15 protein-coding genes are annotated in these 16,926 nt (G+C 63.4%); 13 read left to right on the forward strand and 2 right to left on the reverse strand.

Features of this window, described 5'->3' with window-relative positions; genetic code table 11:
- Nucleotides 1-162: 162 nt before the first annotated feature.
- From arcC to ACPZMI_RS11085, 10 genes are all read left to right on the forward strand, one after another.
- Nucleotides 163-1,092, forward strand: a complete 930-nt coding sequence (gene arcC / locus ACPZMI_RS11040) for a carbamate kinase (RefSeq protein ID WP_186667923.1) — start codon at nucleotides 163-165, stop codon at nucleotides 1,090-1,092.
- A gap of 56 nt (nucleotides 1,093-1,148) precedes the next feature.
- Nucleotides 1,149-1,523: a DUF5064 family protein gene (locus tag ACPZMI_RS11045; RefSeq protein ID WP_186667914.1), complete on the forward strand. Its 375-nt coding sequence runs from the start codon at nucleotides 1,149-1,151 to the stop codon at nucleotides 1,521-1,523.
- A 117-nt stretch (nucleotides 1,524-1,640) separates the two neighbouring features.
- Nucleotides 1,641-3,149 (forward strand): sigma-54-dependent transcriptional regulator, encoded by a 1,509-nt coding sequence (locus tag ACPZMI_RS11050; protein WP_186721709.1) that lies wholly within the window; start codon nucleotides 1,641-1,643, stop codon nucleotides 3,147-3,149.
- A gap of 188 nt (nucleotides 3,150-3,337) precedes the next feature.
- Nucleotides 3,338-4,543: a sodium/glutamate symporter gene (gene gltS, locus ACPZMI_RS11055; protein WP_186667911.1), complete on the forward strand. Its 1,206-nt coding sequence runs from the start codon at nucleotides 3,338-3,340 to the stop codon at nucleotides 4,541-4,543.
- Nucleotides 4,544-4,822: 279 nt separating this feature from the next.
- Nucleotides 4,823-5,206 carry a glycine cleavage system protein GcvH gene (gene gcvH / locus ACPZMI_RS11060; RefSeq protein WP_186667909.1) on the forward strand — a complete coding sequence of 128 codons (384 nt, stop codon included), beginning with the start codon at nucleotides 4,823-4,825 and terminating at the stop codon, nucleotides 5,204-5,206.
- An 11-nt stretch (nucleotides 5,207-5,217) separates the two neighbouring features.
- Nucleotides 5,218-8,073 (forward strand): aminomethyl-transferring glycine dehydrogenase, encoded by a 2,856-nt coding sequence (gcvP, locus tag ACPZMI_RS11065; RefSeq protein ID WP_426352228.1) that lies wholly within the window; start codon nucleotides 5,218-5,220, stop codon nucleotides 8,071-8,073.
- 106 nt (nucleotides 8,074-8,179) lie between these two features.
- Nucleotides 8,180-9,556, forward strand: coding sequence for an L-serine ammonia-lyase (locus ACPZMI_RS11070; RefSeq protein ID WP_186710296.1), 1,377 nt, complete (start codon nucleotides 8,180-8,182; stop codon nucleotides 9,554-9,556).
- Between the two features lie 26 nt (nucleotides 9,557-9,582).
- On the forward strand, nucleotides 9,583-10,704 hold the full coding sequence (gene gcvT / locus ACPZMI_RS11075; protein ID WP_426352229.1) for a glycine cleavage system aminomethyltransferase GcvT: 1,122 nt from the start codon (nucleotides 9,583-9,585) through the stop codon (nucleotides 10,702-10,704).
- Nucleotides 10,705-11,048: 344 nt separating this feature from the next.
- Nucleotides 11,049-11,261: a cold-shock protein gene (locus ACPZMI_RS11080; RefSeq protein WP_046854299.1), complete on the forward strand. Its 213-nt coding sequence runs from the start codon at nucleotides 11,049-11,051 to the stop codon at nucleotides 11,259-11,261.
- A gap of 92 nt (nucleotides 11,262-11,353) precedes the next feature.
- On the forward strand, nucleotides 11,354-11,842 hold the full coding sequence (locus ACPZMI_RS11085; RefSeq protein ID WP_411383856.1) for an RDD family protein: 489 nt from the start codon (nucleotides 11,354-11,356) through the stop codon (nucleotides 11,840-11,842).
- Between the two features lie 79 nt (nucleotides 11,843-11,921).
- On the opposite strand, the gene lptG is transcribed toward ACPZMI_RS11085, so the two are convergent.
- On the reverse strand, nucleotides 11,922-12,983 hold the full coding sequence (lptG, locus tag ACPZMI_RS11090) for an LPS export ABC transporter permease LptG (RefSeq protein ID WP_186667901.1): 1,062 nt from the start codon (nucleotides 12,981-12,983) through the stop codon (nucleotides 11,922-11,924).
- A complete protein-coding gene (lptF, locus tag ACPZMI_RS11095; RefSeq protein WP_186667899.1) occupies nucleotides 12,976-14,091 on the reverse strand; it encodes an LPS export ABC transporter permease LptF in 1,116 nt (371 codons plus the stop codon). The genes lptG and lptF overlap by 8 nt, the downstream gene beginning before the upstream one ends.
- 354 nt (nucleotides 14,092-14,445) lie before the next feature.
- Between lptF and ACPZMI_RS11100 the strand changes: the two genes are divergently transcribed.
- The 3 genes from ACPZMI_RS11100 to ACPZMI_RS11110 all read left to right on the forward strand — a co-directional run bounded on the left by ACPZMI_RS11100 (nucleotide 14,446) and on the right by ACPZMI_RS11110 (nucleotide 16,879).
- The gene (locus ACPZMI_RS11100; protein ID WP_186667897.1) at nucleotides 14,446-15,939 is read left to right on the forward strand and encodes a leucyl aminopeptidase; all 1,494 of its coding nucleotides are present in this window, start codon (nucleotides 14,446-14,448) and stop codon (nucleotides 15,937-15,939) included.
- A gap of 137 nt (nucleotides 15,940-16,076) precedes the next feature.
- On the forward strand, nucleotides 16,077-16,505 hold the full coding sequence (locus ACPZMI_RS11105) for a DNA polymerase III subunit chi (protein WP_426352230.1): 429 nt from the start codon (nucleotides 16,077-16,079) through the stop codon (nucleotides 16,503-16,505).
- A gap of 5 nt (nucleotides 16,506-16,510) precedes the next feature.
- On the forward strand, nucleotides 16,511-16,879 hold the full coding sequence (locus ACPZMI_RS11110; RefSeq protein WP_186710303.1) for a DNA polymerase III subunit chi: 369 nt from the start codon (nucleotides 16,511-16,513) through the stop codon (nucleotides 16,877-16,879).
- Nucleotides 16,880-16,926: the final 47 nt, after the last annotated feature.

The raw sequence follows: 16,926 nt of genomic DNA on the forward strand, positions 1-16,926 counted from the left end.
GCAACAACGATACGCATGGGGAATGTCCTTTCTGAAGGGCTGCGCAAAACCTCTGTGGGAGCGGGCTTGTCCCGCGATGACGGTGTGTCAGGCAGGTCGCCATCGCGGGACGAGCCCGCTCCCACAGAGGTTTTGCGCAGCCCTTCAGAAAGGACATTCCCCATGCGTATCGTTGTTGCACTGGGCGGCAACGCCCTCCTGCGCCGCGGCGAGCCAATGACCGCCGACAACCAGCGCGCCAATATCCGTACTGCCACCGAGCAGATCGCCAAGATCCACCCTGGCAACGAACTGGTCATCGCCCACGGCAATGGCCCGCAGGTCGGCCTGCTGTCGCTCCAGGGCCAGGCCTACAAGCCCGACGAAGCCTACCCGCTGGACGTGCTCGGTGCCGAGACCGAAGGCATGATCGGCTACATGATCGAACAGGAACTGGGCAACCTGCTGGACTTCGAAGTGCCCTTCGCCACCCTGCTGACGCAAGTCGAGGTCGACGCCAACGACCCGGCCTTCAAGGACCCGACCAAGTTCATCGGCCCGGTCTACGCCAAGGACGAGGCCGAGCGCCTGGCCAAGGAAAAAGGCTGGGTGGTCAAGGCCGACGGCGACAAGTACCGCCGTGTGGTCGCCAGCCCCAAACCCAAGCGCATCTTCGAGATCCGTCCGATCAAGTGGCTGCTGGAAAAAAGCAGCATCGTCATCTGCGCCGGTGGCGGCGGCATCCCCACGATGTACGACGAAAACCGCAAGCTCAAGGGCATCGAGGCGGTGATCGACAAGGACCTGTGCTCGGCGCTGCTGGCCGAGCAACTGGACGCCGACCTGCTGATCATCGCCACCGATGTCGATGCCGCCTACATTGACTTTGGCAAGCCGACGCAAAAAGCCATTGCCCAGGCGCATCCCGACGAGCTGGAAAAACTCGGCTTCGCAGCAGGTTCGATGGGGCCGAAGGTACAGGCCGCCTGCGATTTCGCCCGCCACACGGGCAAGGTTGCGGTGATCAGCTCGCTGGAAAATATCGAAGAGATCGTCAAGGGTACTGCCGGTACGCGGGTATCGACCGCCAAGCCAGGTATCAGCTACCGTTGAGTGCAGTTGGCCGGTGCACGGCGCCGGCCATTTCCAACCTTGCGGAGGACGCCATCATGGCCCAGTACAGTCCTGGTCATGTTCATATCGAGCGCACGGCGCTGAACCAGAATGATCACAGCTACGACCTCAACATCGAGTACGAAGCCACTCAGGATCCCACGGAAGGCCGCGGTATCCAGTTCCGCATGCATGGCAGCATCGAAGGCAAGACGGTCGACGAAAAATTCTTCCTGGCCAAGGACCAGGTACTGCCCAGCTTTCTCATGCAGTTGAGCCGCAGGGCCCAGGCGCACCTGCCGGCGCCGAAGAAATTCGAGAACCTGAGCTCGCCGCACAAGCTCTACGACCACATGTTCGAGGACATCCGCCAGAAGCTGGACGTGAAGTCCGGGGATCCGATCAAGCCCGAGCATCTGGGTAATCCGTAATACCACCATCGCAGGACAAGTCGCAGCGGCGGTTCGGCGTCCCGACTTGTCCCGCGATTGGGCCTTCCACCTCGCCAATGGCATACTGACGCCCTTTCCCCCACGCCCGTTGCCCCCATGCGCATCCACGTCAGCTTCATCGACCGCGTCGGCATCACCCAGGAAGTCCTGGCCCTGCTCGGTGCCCGCAACCTCAACCTCGATGCCGTGGAGATGGTCCCGCCGAACGTCTACATCGACGCCCCCACACTCAGCCCCGCCGTGCTCGAAGAGCTGCACGACGCCCTGTTCGAGGTGCGCGGCGTGCAGTCGGTGGAAGTGGTCGACATCCTCCCCGGCCAGCGTCGCCACCTGCAGCTCGACGCCCTGCTCGCGGCCATGAGCGACCCGGTGCTGGCAGTGGACAGCGCCGGCAAGGTGCTGCTGGCCAACCCTGCGTTGATCGCGTTGTGCGGACGCGAATCGGCCGGTCGATCGGTGGGCGAGCTGTTTGCTGACAGCGACCTGCTCCAGGCCCTGCTCGACAACAACTTCCACCTGCCGATGCGCGAGATGCAGCTCAATGGCCAGAGCCTGCTGCTCGATGCCACGCCGATCACCAACGCTGGCGGCTTGCTTACCCTGTATCCACCCAACCGCATGGGCGAACGCCTGTCGGCGCTGCACCATGATCACGCCGAAGGCTTCGATGCGCTGCTCGGCGACTCTCCGGCGATCCGCACGCTCAAGGCCCGCGCCCTGCGCGTGGCCACCCTCGATGCCCCCTTGCTGGTGCACGGCGAGACCGGCACCGGCAAGGAGCTGGTAGCACGCGCCTGTCACGCCGTCAGCAGCCGTCATGCCGCGCCATTCCTGGCACTCAACTGCGCCGCATTGCCCGAGAGCCTGGCCGAGAGCGAGCTGTTCGGCTATGCCCCCGGCGCCTTCACTGGCGCACAACGTGGGGGCAAACCCGGGTTGATGGAGCTGGCCAACCAAGGCACGGTATTCCTCGACGAGATCGGCGAAATGTCGCCCTACCTGCAGGCCAAGCTACTGCGCTTTCTCAGCGACGGCAGCTTTCGCCGGGTGGGGGGCGACCGCGAGGTGAAGGTCGATGTGCGCATCATCAGCGCCACCCACCGCGACCTCGAACGCATGGTCGCCGAAGGCACTTTCCGCGAAGACCTGTTCTACCGCCTGAACGTCCTCAACCTGCAAGTCCCGCCACTACGTGAGCGCGGCCAGGACATCCTGTCACTGGCGCATTTCTTCATGCAGCAGGCCTGCACCCAGATCCAGCGCCCGCCCTGCCGCCTGACCCCGGCCACCCATCCGGCACTGCTGGCCAACCCCTGGCCGGGCAACGTCCGCCAGTTGCAGAACGTGATCTTCCGCGCAGCGGCGATCTGCGAGAGCAACCTGGTGGATATCGGCGACCTGGATATCGCCGGAACCTCAGTGGCACGTGGGCAGGATGGTGAGGTGGCGAGCCTGGAACAGGCGGTAGGCGACTTCGAGCGTGAGCTATTGCAGCGCCTGTATGCCAGCTATCCCTCGACCCGACAGTTGGCGGGAAGGCTGCAGACTTCACATACCGCGATCGCCCAGCGACTGCGCAAGTACGGAATTCCAGGCAAGTCTTGAGCTTGGAGCGCACCAGATAAACCCGTTTTTGCAGATTTTTCCTACATATTGAACCAAGCCCCTCCCACTTAGAATGGCGGCCGTACCACCGCACGCGTGTTCCGGGTGCATCTTCGATAAAGCCCCTGCGCACGATCGAAAGCGCGCTCAGGAACACCTCTCTCACAGTGACAAAGAGTGGCGTTTCAATGCTCGAACTCGATTTCTATGGCACTCTCGTGGCCGCCTCACTGGTACTGCTACTCGGACGCGGTCTTGTCGCCCACGTCAACGTCCTGCGTACCTACAACATCCCCGAACCCGTCGCAGGCGGCCTGGTCGTTGCCGTGCTGTTGCTGTCACTCCGGGCCCTGGACATACACATCCAGTTCGACACCTCCCTGCAAGCCCCACTGATGCTGGCCTTCTTCGCTACCATCGGTCTGAGCGCCGACCTCGGCAGCCTGAAAAAAGGCGGACGAACTGTCGGACTCTTCCTACTAGTCGTTACCGGGTTTCTGATCGTGCAGAACGCCATCGGTATCAGCCTGGCAAAACTGCTGGGCCTCGACCCACTCATGGGGCTGCTGGCAGGCTCGATCTCGCTCTCGGGCGGCCACGGTACAGGGGCCGCCTGGGGCTCGACCTTCAGCACCCAGTACGGACTACCCTCGGCCAGCGAACTGGCGTTGGCTTCGGCCACCTTCGGCCTGGTGCTGGGCGGACTGATCGGTGGTCCTGTAGCCCGGTTGCTGGTCAGCCGCGTCCAGGCCCCCGGCCTCGAACCTGAAACACCTCGCATACCGAAAGGCTTCGAACAGCCCAACAAGGAACGCCTGATCACCCCTTTCTCGATGATCGAAAGCCTGGCGCTGATCTCGGTCAGCCTGTTGGCAGGCACCCTGTTGAACAGCCTGTTGCGCGGCACCGCGTTCGAACTTCCGACCTTCGTCTGCGTGCTGTTCGTGGGTGTCGTGCTGAGGAACGGACTGTCCGCCGGGGGTGGGTACCAAGTGTTCGAACGCGAGATTTCGGTACTGGGCAATGTCGCACTGTCGCTGTTCCTGGCCTTGGCGTTGATGTCCCTGAAACTCTGGGACCTGGCCGCCCTGGCACTGCCCTTCCTGATCCTGTTGGGTGCACAGACACTGGTCATGGCACTGTTCGCGATCTTCGTCACCTTCAGGGTCATGGGGCGCAATTATGATGCGGCGGTGCTGGCAGCCGGGCATTGCGGATTCGGACTCGGCGCCACCCCCACCGCCATCGCCAACATGCAAGCGGTGACCCAGCGCTACGGTGCATCGCAGATCGCCTTTCTCGTCGTACCCATGGTGGGGGCGTTCTTCATCGACATCGTCAATGTCATCGTGATCAAGCTGTACCTGGCGTTGCCCTTCTTTACCCCGCTATAACCTGCCTGCCGCCTTGTATCGATATCGATACACCGTAATCATTTCGATACAAGGCATCTTGCATCCCCATCTCCAAGGGTTTGATCGCTCGAGCCTTTTCTTCTAAGCCCGCACTGTAGCGTTTTCATTCCAAAGATGTGGCAAGCGTTCGCCAATAAATAAATAAGTCATTGATTTTATAGTGATTTAAATAAATGGCCGCATTATTGCTTAGGGAAATCCAATCTCAAGAGCGCGGACCGACCGCGCCCAACGCCCCCTGCTTCCCGAGGATTTCCCATGAGCGAGTTGCGTTTCACCGAAGATCACGAATGGCTGCGCGTCGAAGCTGACGGCAGCGTCACCGTAGGCATCACCGCCTATGCCCAGAACGCCCTTGGCGATGTGGTCTTCGTGCAACTGCCGGAGCTGCAGCACTATGAAAAAGGCGCCGAAGCCTCCACCGTCGAATCGGTCAAGGCTGCCAGCGGTGTATACATGCCGCTGAACGGTGAAGTGGTCGCGGTCAACGAAGGCCTCAACGACAGCCCCGAGCAGGTCAACGAAGACCCGCTGGGCGAAGGCTGGTTCTTCCGCTTCGTTCCTGCAGACATGAGCGAGGTGACCGCCCTGCTCGACCAGGATGCCTACGACCGCCTGCTCAAAGCCAACGACGACGCCTGAGGACCACGACCATGACCATCAACCTCGGCACCGCCAACGAATTCATCGCCCGTCACATCGGTCCGCGCAGCACCGACGAACAGGCCATGCTGACCACCCTGGGCTTCGACTCCCTCGACGCCATGACCGCCGCTGTCATTCCCGACAGCATCAAGGGCACCAGCGTGCTCGGTAACGCCGACGGCCAGAGCGAGGCCGATGCCCTCGCCGCCCTCAAGGCGATCGCCGGCAAGAACCAGCTGTTCAAGAGCTTCATCGGCCAGGGCTACTACAACACCCACACGCCAGCACCGATCCTGCGCAACCTCCTGGAAAACCCGGCCTGGTACACCGCCTACACCCCCTACCAGCCAGAAATCTCCCAGGGTCGCCTGGAAGCACTGCTGAACTTCCAGACCCTGATCAGCGACCTCACCGGCCTGCCGATCGCCAACGCTTCGCTGCTCGACGAAGCCACCGCCGCCGCCGAGGCGATGACCTTCTGCAAACGCCTGTCGAAGAACAAGGGCAGCCATGCCTTCTTCGCTTCCGTGCACTGCCACCCGCAGACCCTCGACGTGCTGCGTACCCGCGCCGAGCCGCTGGGCATCGAAGTGGTGGTGGGTGACGAGCGTGAACTGGGCGATGTCAGCGCCTTCTTCGGTGCCCTGCTGCAATACCCGGCAAGCAACGGTGATGTGTTCGACTACCGCGAGCTGGTCCAGCGCCTGCACGGCGCCGGTGCCCTGGTGGCCGTGGCCGCCGACCTGCTGGCCCTGACCCTGCTGACCCCGCCGGGCGAATTCGACGCCGACGTGGCCATCGGCAGCGCCCAGCGCTTCGGCGTACCGCTGGGCTTCGGCGGCCCGCACGCGGCCTACTTCGCCACCCGCGATGCCTTCAAGCGTGACATGCCAGGCCGCCTGGTCGGTGTCTCGATCGACCGCTTCGGCAAGACCGCCCTGCGCCTGGCCATGCAGACCCGCGAGCAGCATATCCGCCGCGAGAAAGCCACCAGCAACATCTGCACCGCCCAGGTACTGCTGGCCAACATCGCCAGCATGTACGCCGTCTACCACGGCCCGGCCGGTCTCAAGCGCATCGCCGAACGCACCCACGCGCTCACGGCCATCCTCGCCAGCGGCCTGAAGTCGCTCGGCGTTCAGGTCATCACTGGCGAGTTCTTCGACACCCTGACCCTGGCCACTGGCACCGATACCACCAGCCTTCATGAGCAAGCCCGTACCAAGGGCTTCAACCTGCGCCAGGTCGACGCCACGCACCTTGGCCTTTCGCTGGACGAAACCACCTGCCAGGCCGATGTCGAGGCGCTCTGGGCGTTGTTCGCCGATGGCCAGGCGCTGCCGGACTTCGCCGCCCTCGCCGCCAACCACAGCCCGCGCCTGCCGGCTGCGCTGGTGCGCCAATCAGCGATCCTCGAGCACCCGGTGTTCAACCGCTACCACAGCGAAACCGAACTGATGCGCTACCTGCGCCGCCTGGCCGACAAGGACCTGGCGCTGGACCGCAGCATGATCCCGCTGGGCTCGTGCACCATGAAGCTCAACGCTGCCAGCGAAATGATTCCGGTCACCTGGGCCGAGTTCGGCAACCTGCACCCCTTCGCCCCGGCCGCCCAGAGCCAGGGCTACCTGCAGATGACCACCGAGCTTGAAGCCATGCTCTGCGCCGGCACCGGCTACGATGCCGTGTCGCTGCAGCCCAATGCCGGCTCCCAAGGCGAATACGCGGGCCTGCTGGCGATCCGCGCCTATCACCGCAGCCGCGGCGATAGCCACCGCGACATCTGCCTGATCCCCTCGTCGGCCCACGGCACCAACCCGGCCACCGCACACATGGCCGGCATGCGCGTGGTGGTCACCGCCTGCGACGCCCGGGGCAACGTCGACATCGACGACCTGCGCGCCAAGGCCCTCGAGCACCGCGAGCGCCTGGCAGCCATCATGATCACCTACCCCTCGACCCATGGTGTGTTCGAGGAGGCGATCGGCGAGATCTGCGCGATCATTCACGACAACGGCGGCCAGGTGTACATCGACGGCGCCAACATGAACGCCATGGTCGGCCTGTGTGCGCCGGGCAAGTTCGGTGGCGATGTGTCGCACCTCAACCTGCACAAGACCTTCTGCATCCCCCACGGCGGTGGCGGCCCGGGCGTCGGCCCAATCGGCGTCAAGTCGCACCTGGCGCCGTTCCTGCCCGGCCATGCCACTCTGGAAAACACTGCCGGTGCGGTTTGCGCTGCACCGTTCGGCAGCGCCAGCATCCTGCCGATCACCTGGATGTACATTCGCATGATGGGTGGCGCAGGCCTCAAGCGCGCATCGCAGATGGCGATCCTCAACGCCAACTACATCGCCCGTCGCCTGGAAGAGCACTATCCTGTGCTGTACACCGGCGGCAACGGTCTGGTTGCCCACGAATGCATCCTCGACCTGCGTCCGCTCAAGGACACCAGCGGCATCAGCGTGGATGACGTGGCCAAGCGTTTGATCGACTTCGGCTTCCATGCCCCGACCATGTCCTTCCCGGTGGCGGGCACGCTGATGATCGAACCGACCGAAAGCGAGTCCAAGGAAGAGCTGGACCGTTTCTGCGATGCGATGATCCAGATCCGCGAAGAGATTCGCGCCGTGGAGAACGGCAGCCTGGACAAGGACGACAACCCGCTGAAGAACGCCCCGCACACGGCGGCGGAGCTGGTTGGCGAATGGTCCCACGGCTACAGCCGCGAGCAGGCGGTGTATCCGCTGCCGAGCCTGGTGGAAGGCAAGTACTGGCCACCGGTCGGACGGGTCGACAACGTGTACGGCGATCGCAACCTGGTCTGCGCCTGCCCGTCGATCGAGAGCTATCAGGACGTCTGATAGCCCTCGGCCCGCCCTCTGATAGAGGTGTGTTCCTCTGTGGGACCGGGCAAGCCCGCTCCCACAGGGTTCAGCATCTGCCCAACCAACCTGGCAGGAGGTCACCATGTCTTTGAGCGTCTTCGACCTGTTCAAGATCGGCATCGGCCCCTCCAGTTCGCACACGGTCGGCCCGATGCGCGCCGCCGCGCGCTTCGCCGAGGGGCTGCGGCGCGATGGCCTGCTGGCCAGCACGGCCAGCGTCAAGGCCGAGCTATACGGCTCGCTCGGTGCCACCGGCAAGGGTCACGGCAGCGACAAGGCTGTGCTCCTGGGGCTCGAGGGTGAACACCCCGACACCGTCGACACCGAATCCATCCCCGAGCGCCTGCAGGCGATCCGCGCCAGCGGTCACCTGCATCTGCTTGGCGAACACAGAATCGACTTCGTCGAGAAGCAGCACCTGGCGATGATCCGCAAGCCACTGGACTACCACCCCAACGGCATGATCTTCCGTGCTTTCGATGCCGCCGGCCTGCAGATCCGCAGCCGCGAGTACTACTCGGTGGGCGGCGGTTTCGTCGTCGACCAGGATGCAGCCGGCCAGGACCGTATCGTCGAAGACAACACCGCCCTGCCCTACCCCTTCACGACGGCAAAGCAACTGCTCGGCCATTGCGTCGCGCAGCATCTGTCGTTCAGCCAGGTGATGCTCGCCAACGAAGCCGCCTGGCGACCCGAACATGAAACCCGTGCAGGCCTGCTGCGCATCTGGCAGGTCATGCAGGATTGCGTCGAAGCGGGCTGTCGCCACGAGGGCATTCTGCCGGGTGGCCTCAAGGTCAAGCGCCGCGCCCCTGCTTTGTACCGCCAGCTCAGCCGACACCCCGAAGCCAGTCTGCGCGATGCGCTGTCGGTACTCGACTGGGTCAACCTCTACGCCTTGGCGGTCAACGAAGAGAACGCCTATGGCGGACGCGTCGTCACCGCACCGACCAACGGCGCGGCGGGTATCGTCCCCGCGGTGCTGCACTACTACATGCGGTTCGTTCCCGGCGCCAGCGAAGACGGCGTGGTGCGTTTTCTGCTCACCGCAGCCGCCATCGGCATCCTCTACAAAGAGAACGCCTCGATTTCCGGCGCCGAGGTCGGCTGCCAGGGCGAAGTGGGGGTGGCCTGCTCGATGGCGGCGGGCGCCCTCTGCGAAGTCATGGGCGGCACCCCGCAGCAGGTGGAGAACGCCGCCGAAATCGGCATGGAACACAACCTGGGCCTGACCTGCGACCCCATCGGTGGGCTGGTCCAGGTGCCCTGCATCGAACGCAACGCCATGGGCTCGGTCAAGGCGATCAACGCCGTGCGCATGGCCTTGCGCGGCGACGGGCAGCACTTCGTCTCGCTCGACAAGGTCATTCGCACCATGCGCCAGACCGGCGCCGACATGAAAAGCAAATACAAGGAGACCGCCCGCGGCGGTCTGGCCGTCAACATCATCGAATGTTGACCCGAACAAAAACCAAGGAGTTACCGATGTCCGAAACGTTGCTCAAGACCCCGCTCCACGCCCTTCACCTGGAACTGGGCGCGCGCATGGTGCCGTTCGCAGGCTTCGACATGCCGGTGCAGTACCCATTGGGCGTGCTCAAGGAGCACCTGCACACCCGCGAGCAGGCCGGCCTGTTCGATGTGTCGCACATGGGCCAGATCGTATTGCGTGGCAGCGACGCGGCCAAGGCCTTGGAAAGCCTGGTGCCGGTAGACATCATCGACCTGCCGGTGGGCATGCAGCGCTACGCCATGTTCACCAATGAGCAAGGTGGCATCCTCGACGACCTGATGGTGGCCAACCTGGGCGATGACGCGCTGTTCCTGGTGGTCAATGCCGCCTGCAAGGATCAGGACCTGGCTCACTTGCAGAAACACATCGGCCAGCGCTGCGAGATCCAGCCCCTGTTCGAGGAGCGTGCCCTGCTCGCCTTGCAGGGCCCAGCCGCCGTCAAGGTGCTGGAGCGCCTGGCGCCGGAAGTGGCCGGCATGACCTTCATGCAGTTCCGCCCGGTGCAGCTGTTGGGCGAGGACTGCTTCGTCAGCCGCTCGGGCTACACCGGCGAGGACGGCTACGAAATCTCGGTTCCCGCCACTGCCGCCGAAGCCCTGGCCCGACGCCTGCTGAGCGAGCCTGAAGTGCAGCCGATCGGCCTGGGTGCACGCGACTCGCTGCGCCTGGAAGCCGGCCTGTGCCTGTACGGCCACGACATGGACACCCAGACCACGCCGATCGAGGCCAGCCTGTTGTGGGCAATCTCCAAGGTTCGTCGCGCCGACGGTGCTCGTGCCGGTGGTTTCCCGGGGGCCGAATCGGTGTTCGCGCAACAGCAACAAGGCGTGGCACGCAAGCGCGTCGGCCTGCTGCCACAGGAGCGCACACCGGTCCGCGAAGGGGCCGAGATCGTCGATGCGAACGGCAAGGCGGTCGGCAAGGTCTGCAGCGGTGGCTTCGGCCCAACCTTGGGCGCACCGGTTGCAATGGGGTATGTCGATAACGAACATGCCGCACTGGAAACGCCATTGTTTGCGGTCGTGCGCGGCAAACAAGTTGCCTTGAAAGTCAGCAAAATGCCTTTCGTGGCGCAACGTTACTACCGAGGTTGAAAGCGATCTCACAACACTGCGCTTATTCGTTTACGAACCTGCGCAATAACTTTTGAACATGGCGCCAGGCCAGGCGCCATGCCGTTTCCGACAATTTTGTCGGTAATCGGCAAAAGCCTTGATCCGTGCACCGAACGGGGCTTGTTTTTGTCGCTGGAGTTGGCGTAGAGTCGTCTCACTGTGTTTGCATGGGTCGCAACAGTTCGTGACCTGGGCCAGTAGCCGCAATTTGCTACAACCCGTTCGACGTCTCTTACTTTCCTGCAACCCAGCCCAGTACTCTTTCGCTCTGTGATGCGAAAGAAACTGAAATCACTATCTAAAGATTCATAGGAAATAAGAAAATGGCTGAGCGTCAGAACGGTACCGTCAAGTGGTTCAATGACGAGAAAGGTTACGGCTTCATCACCCCAGAGAGCGGTCCGGATCTGTTCGTTCACTTCCGCGCCATCCAAGGCAACGGCTTCAAGAGCCTGAAAGAAGGCCAGAAAGTCACCTTCGTTGCAGTGCAGGGCCAGAAAGGCATGCAGGCTGACGAAGTACAAGCAGAAGGCTGATTTCTGTGAAAAAGCCCCTGCGTTGACGCGCAGGGGCTTTTTTGTGCCTGCAATTTCATAGAATGAGGACTTTCCACCCGGAGCCCTCCTGCATGTCCAAGCGTTCTCTCACCCCCCAGGGCGATTTCCCGCCCGCAGGCCTGGGGCGCCGTCTGGCGGCAATGTTCTATGACTTCCTACTGTGCACCGCCCTGCTGATCGTCACGGCAGGTGTCTACAAGTTGGTGCAGATGTCGATCATCGGCGAGGCCCGCATGCGTGAGCTGACCGACGCCGGGGCGCTCGATGGCGATCCGCTGTTGTCCACCGTCCTGTTGTTTGCCCTGTTCGGCTTCTTCGCCAAATTCTGGACCCACGGCGGCCAGACCCTGGGTATGCAAGTGTGGGGCGTACGTGTACAGAATGCCGACGGCAGCGCGATCAGTTTGTGGCAGGCGCTGTTGCGCTTCGTGGTGTCGATCGCGTCGTGGTTGTGCCTGGGGCTGGGGTTCGTCTGGTCGTTGATCGACAAGCGCAAGCGCAGCTGGCATGACATCTACTCGGAAACCCAGTTGGTGCGGATTCCGAAGCAGAAGAAATGACCCTGGGCTGCGATAAAGCCAACTTCGAGCCACAAAAAAGCCGACCCTGGGGTCGGCTTTCTCATTCACGCCTGGCTCATCACCCTGCCCGACGCAACAACCACACACCGGCCAGCGCACAGATCCCGGCCGGAATCACCACCGCCAACAGCGGCGGGAAACCGAACACCTGGCTCGACGGCCCCAGCAGGTCCTGGGCGATGCGGAACACGAAGCCCACCAGCACGCCGGTAAACACGCGCTGACCCAGGGTCACCGAGCGCAGCGGGCCGAAGATGAAGGAAATCGCCATCAGGACCAGTGCAGCGGTCACCGCCGGTTGCAGGATCTTGGTCCAGAACGCCAGCCAGTAACGGGCGTTGTTCAGGCCCTGGTCGGCCAGGTAGTGGATGTATTCCCACAACCCGGTGATCGACAACGACTCGGGTGGCAGCACCACGGTATTGAGTAATTCCGGCGTCACCGACACGTCCCAGATTTCTTCCGGTGCCTGCACCACTTCGGTGTGGTCGCCACGGAAGAACGTGGTGCTGACGTCGTGCAGCACCCAGCGCTGATCCTGGTACAGCGCGCGGCGGGCGAAGCTGGAAGCGACGATCTTGCGTTGCTCGTCGAAACGGTAGCGGGTCACACCGAGCAGCAAGCCGTTGGGCTGTACCGAGTTGATGTGCACGAACTCTTCGCCCTGGCGGTGCCACATGCCGCGCTTGGAGCTTTGCGCCTCACCACCGCCCTGGGCCAGCGAGCGCTCGGCCTGGGCCTTGTTCTCGGTGACCGGGGCGACGTATTCGCCAATCAGCAGACCGACCAGCATCAGCACCAGCATCGGCTTCATCACTGCCCAGACGATACGACCGATGGACACGCCCGCAGCACGCATGATGGTCAGCTCGCTGCTGCTGGCCAGGCTGCCCAGGCCGATCAGGCAGCCGATCAGCGCAGCCATCGGCAGCATGTCATACAGCCGACGCGGCGCGGTGAGCAGCACGTAGCTGCTGGCGTCGAGCAGTGTATAGGTGTCGCTCAGATCGCCCATCTCGTCGATGAAGGCGAACAGCGAAGCCAGGCCGAGGATGATCCCCAGCACGGCCAGAATGGCCAGCAGTACGCTCTGGCCGATATACCGATCGATCTTAACCATGGGCCACCCCCGCTCGGCGCGCGGCCATCTTCAGGCGCAGCGGCTCCCAGTACATCAGCGCCAGGCCGATGAGCAGGAACAACGCGTGCACCCACCAGATGCCCAGAGAGATCGGCAACTTGCCCTTCTCGAGGGCGCCGCGAACGGAAATCAGCATCGTCAGGTAGGCCATGTACAGGAGGATCGCCGGCAGCAACTTGAGGAAGCGGCCCTGGCGCGGGTTGACCTTGGACAGCGGCACCGCCAGCAGGGTCACGATGAATACCAGCAACGGCAGTGACAGGCGCCATTGCAGTTCGGCGCGCTCACGCAGGCCATCATGCCCGAACAGGTCGGTGGTCGGGATGGCTTCACGCTCGGTAACCTCCTCGCTGACCTCAGGCTTGGGCAGCAGCACACCGTAGGTGTCGTACTTGATCGCCCGATAGTCGGCCTGGCCAGGGTTGCCGTCGTAACGGTAACCGTTTTCCAGGATCAGGTAGCGGTTGCCATCAGGCTGCACTTCCTGGTGGCCTTTTTCTGCCACCAGTACCGACGGTGCACGGTCCTTGGTCTTGTCCTGGTTGAAGCGTTTCTCGGAAATGAACACCCCGCCCAGATTGACGCGATCGTCGGACATCCGCTCGGTGTAGGTGACACGGGTGCCGTCACGCAGGGTCTGGAAACGCCCCGGCACAAGGGTGTCGAACTCGGTCAGGGCATCCTGCTGGGCGATGATCTTCTGCACCTGGGACACACCCTGGGGGGCCAGGCTCAGGCTCAGCCAGGCCACCACCAACGCGACCAGCGCAGCCGGCGCCAGCGTCAGCGTCAGCAGTCGCTGCTGGCTCATGCCGGTGGCCGAAAGCACGGTCATCTCGCTTTCGAGATACAGGCGTCCATAGGCCAGCAGAATACCGAGGAACAGGCCCAGCGGCAGGATCAGCTGCAGGAAGCCCGGCAGGCGGAAGCCCATGATCAGGAACAGCACGCCCGGATCGAGCGCACCCTGGGCCGCCTGGGCCAGGTATTTGATGAAGCGCCCGCTCATGATGATCACCAACAGCACAGCGCTGACGGCGCTCAAGGTCACCAGGACCTCGCGGGACAGATAACGAAAGACGATCAAACCAGACACTCCTGGGTTGTCAGGGGCGGATTGCCAGACAATGACTGAGTACAGCCAAGACCTATGCCGGTTCGCCTCAAGCGAACCTCCATGTAAAAGTGCGCGCATTATCCTGTGATTGGGCGCGCCTGTCACTTGGCGGCGCATGACAGTGGATGTCATGCCCGCAAAAATGCGGCAAAGCCCCATCATTGAAGCAGACACTGCCCCGCAAAAGCATAGACCGGGGTTGTCAGCGAGGCGGCGGCAGGCTCAAACTGGCTGCTTTTCAACTGGCACGCAAGCACGCGGCCAGGCCTGTCGTACCCCGTGTGCGGCAGTGGCCAACAACAGAGATCATTCGGGGAACCTGACATGGAACTGGTTGTAAAGACCGTAGCCGCAGCATCCGTGAAAACCGCCACCCTGGTCGTGCCAGTCGGTGAAGGCCGTAAGCTTGGCACCGTGGCCAAGGCCGTTGATCAGGCGACCGATGGCGCCATCAGCGCCATCCTCAAGCGCGGCGACCTGGCCGGCAAGCCGGGCCAGACCCTGCTGCTGCAGAGCCTGCCGGGCCTCAAGGCCGAGCGCGTACTGCTGGTTGGCAGCGGCAAGGATGAAGCGCTGGGTGATCGTGCCTGGCGCAAGCTGATCGCCAGCGTTGCCGGCGTGCTGCGCAACCTGGCAGGCGGTGACGCCGTGCTGGCCCTGGACGACATCGCCGTGGCCAACCGCGACGGTCATTACGGCAAATATCGCCTGCTGGCCGAAACCCTGCTCGACGGCGCCTATGTGTTCGACCGTTTCAAGAGCCAGAAGGCCGAACCGCGCGCCCTGAAGAAAGTCACCCTGCTCGCCGACAAGGCCGGCCAGGCTGAAGTCGAGCGCGCGGTCAAGCATGCCACCGCGATCACCACCGGCATGAGCCTGACCCGCGACCTGGGCAATCTGCCGCCGAACATCTGCCACCCGAGCTTCCTCGCCGAGCAGGCCAAGGAACTGGGCAAGGCGCACAAGGGCCTGAAGGTCGAAGTACTCGACGAGAAGAAGATCAAGGACCTGGGCATGGGCGCGTTCTATGCCGTTGGCCAGGGCAGCGACCAGCCGCCACGGCTGATCGTCATGCAGTACCAAGGTGCCAAGAAGACCGACAAGCCGTTCGTGCTGGTCGGCAAGGGCATCACCTTCGACACCGGCGGCATCAGCCTCAAGCCCGGCGCCGGCATGGATGAGATGAAGTACGACATGGGCGGTGCCGCCAGCGTGTTCGGCACCCTGCGCGCGGTGCTCGAACTGCAGTTGCCGATCAACCTGGTGTGCCTGCTGGCGTGCGCCGAAAACATGCCCAGCGGCGGCGCGACTCGCCCGGGCGACATCGTCACCACCATGAGCGGCCAGACCGTCGAGATCCTCAACACCGACGCCGAAGGCCGTCTGGTGCTGTGCGACACGCTGACCTACGCCGAGCGCTTCAAACCGCAGGCGGTGATCGACATCGCCACCCTCACCGGCGCTTGCATCGTTGCCCTTGGCAGCCACACCTCGGGCCTGATGGGCAACAACGACGACCTGGTCGGCCAGTTGCTCGACGCCGGCAAGCGCGCCGACGACCGCGCCTGGCAACTGCCGCTGTTCGACGAGTACCAGGAACAACTGGACAGCCCGTTCGCCGACATCGCCAACATCGGCGGCCCAAAGGCCGGCACCATCACCGCGGGCTGCTTCCTGTCGCGCTTCACCAAGAACTACAGCTGGGCCCACCTGGACATCGCCGGTACCGCATGGGTCAGCGGTGGCAAGGACAAGGGCGCCACCGGCCGCCCGGTTCCGCTGCTGACCCAGTACCTGCTGGACCGCGCGGGTATCTGATGACGTAAGACCATGGCGACCCTATCGCGGGCAAGCGCGCTCCCACAGATTCAGCACTGCAGCGAACCTGTGGGAGCGGGCTCGCCCCGCGATAGGGCCGTCACGGACACCCACCTTCCAGCTCAACGTACCTGACCATGAGCAAAGTCGACTTCTACATCCTCCCCACCGACTCCCTCGCCGCACGCCTGGATTTCGCCTGCAAGCTGTGCGAAAAGGCCTGGCGCCTCGGCCACCGGGTCTACCTGCACTGCCAGGACGACGAACAGCGAAACGCACTGGACGAACGCCTGTGGTGCTTCAAGGGCGAGGCCTTCGTGCCACACGATCTGGCCGAGCAACATGCCGATGCCAGTGTCGCGCTGGGCCTTGGTGGCACGGCTGGCGAGCACCGCGACCTGCTGATCAACCTGGGCGGCGATGTGCCGGGGTTCGTCGGCCAGTTCGAGCGGGTCGCCGAGATCGTTGTCGAGGAGGCGTCCATACGCCAGTTGGCCCGCGAGCGGTTCCGTTTCTACCGCGAACAGGGCTATGCTCTGCAAGACCACCGCTTACAGCGACTTTGACGACGATGGACAAACCCTCTTCACTGACCCAATCCGCCCACCTGCTCGACGATCTCGAGTCGATCCGCCAACTGCTTGGCGACGCCGACCTGCAACCGCCGCTGCTGACCGAAACGGTCGAACAGATTCCCCTGCTGCTCGATGAGCCGGTCGGCAACGCGCCAAGCGCCGTCGAACCGTCCGCGGCCAGCGCACCGATAGAGGATGCCCAGACTCGCCGCCAGGACACCCTGCTGCACCTGGACACCGAACTGCGCGCTGCGGCGCAATCGATCATGCAGGACGTGATCAACGACTTCGTTCCGCACATCGAGACCGAGGTCAAGCGTCGCCTTGAAGCGCGGATGGAACGGTTGATCAAGCGTTCCGAGTAACACTCGCCTTTTGCGGCGTCCTTTTCGCGGGCAAGCCCGCTCCCACA

It is taken from the genome of Pseudomonas wayambapalatensis (assembly GCF_049942315.1).
In the GTDB taxonomy this organism is placed as follows: Bacteria; Pseudomonadota; Gammaproteobacteria; order Pseudomonadales; family Pseudomonadaceae; genus Aquipseudomonas; species Aquipseudomonas wayambapalatensis.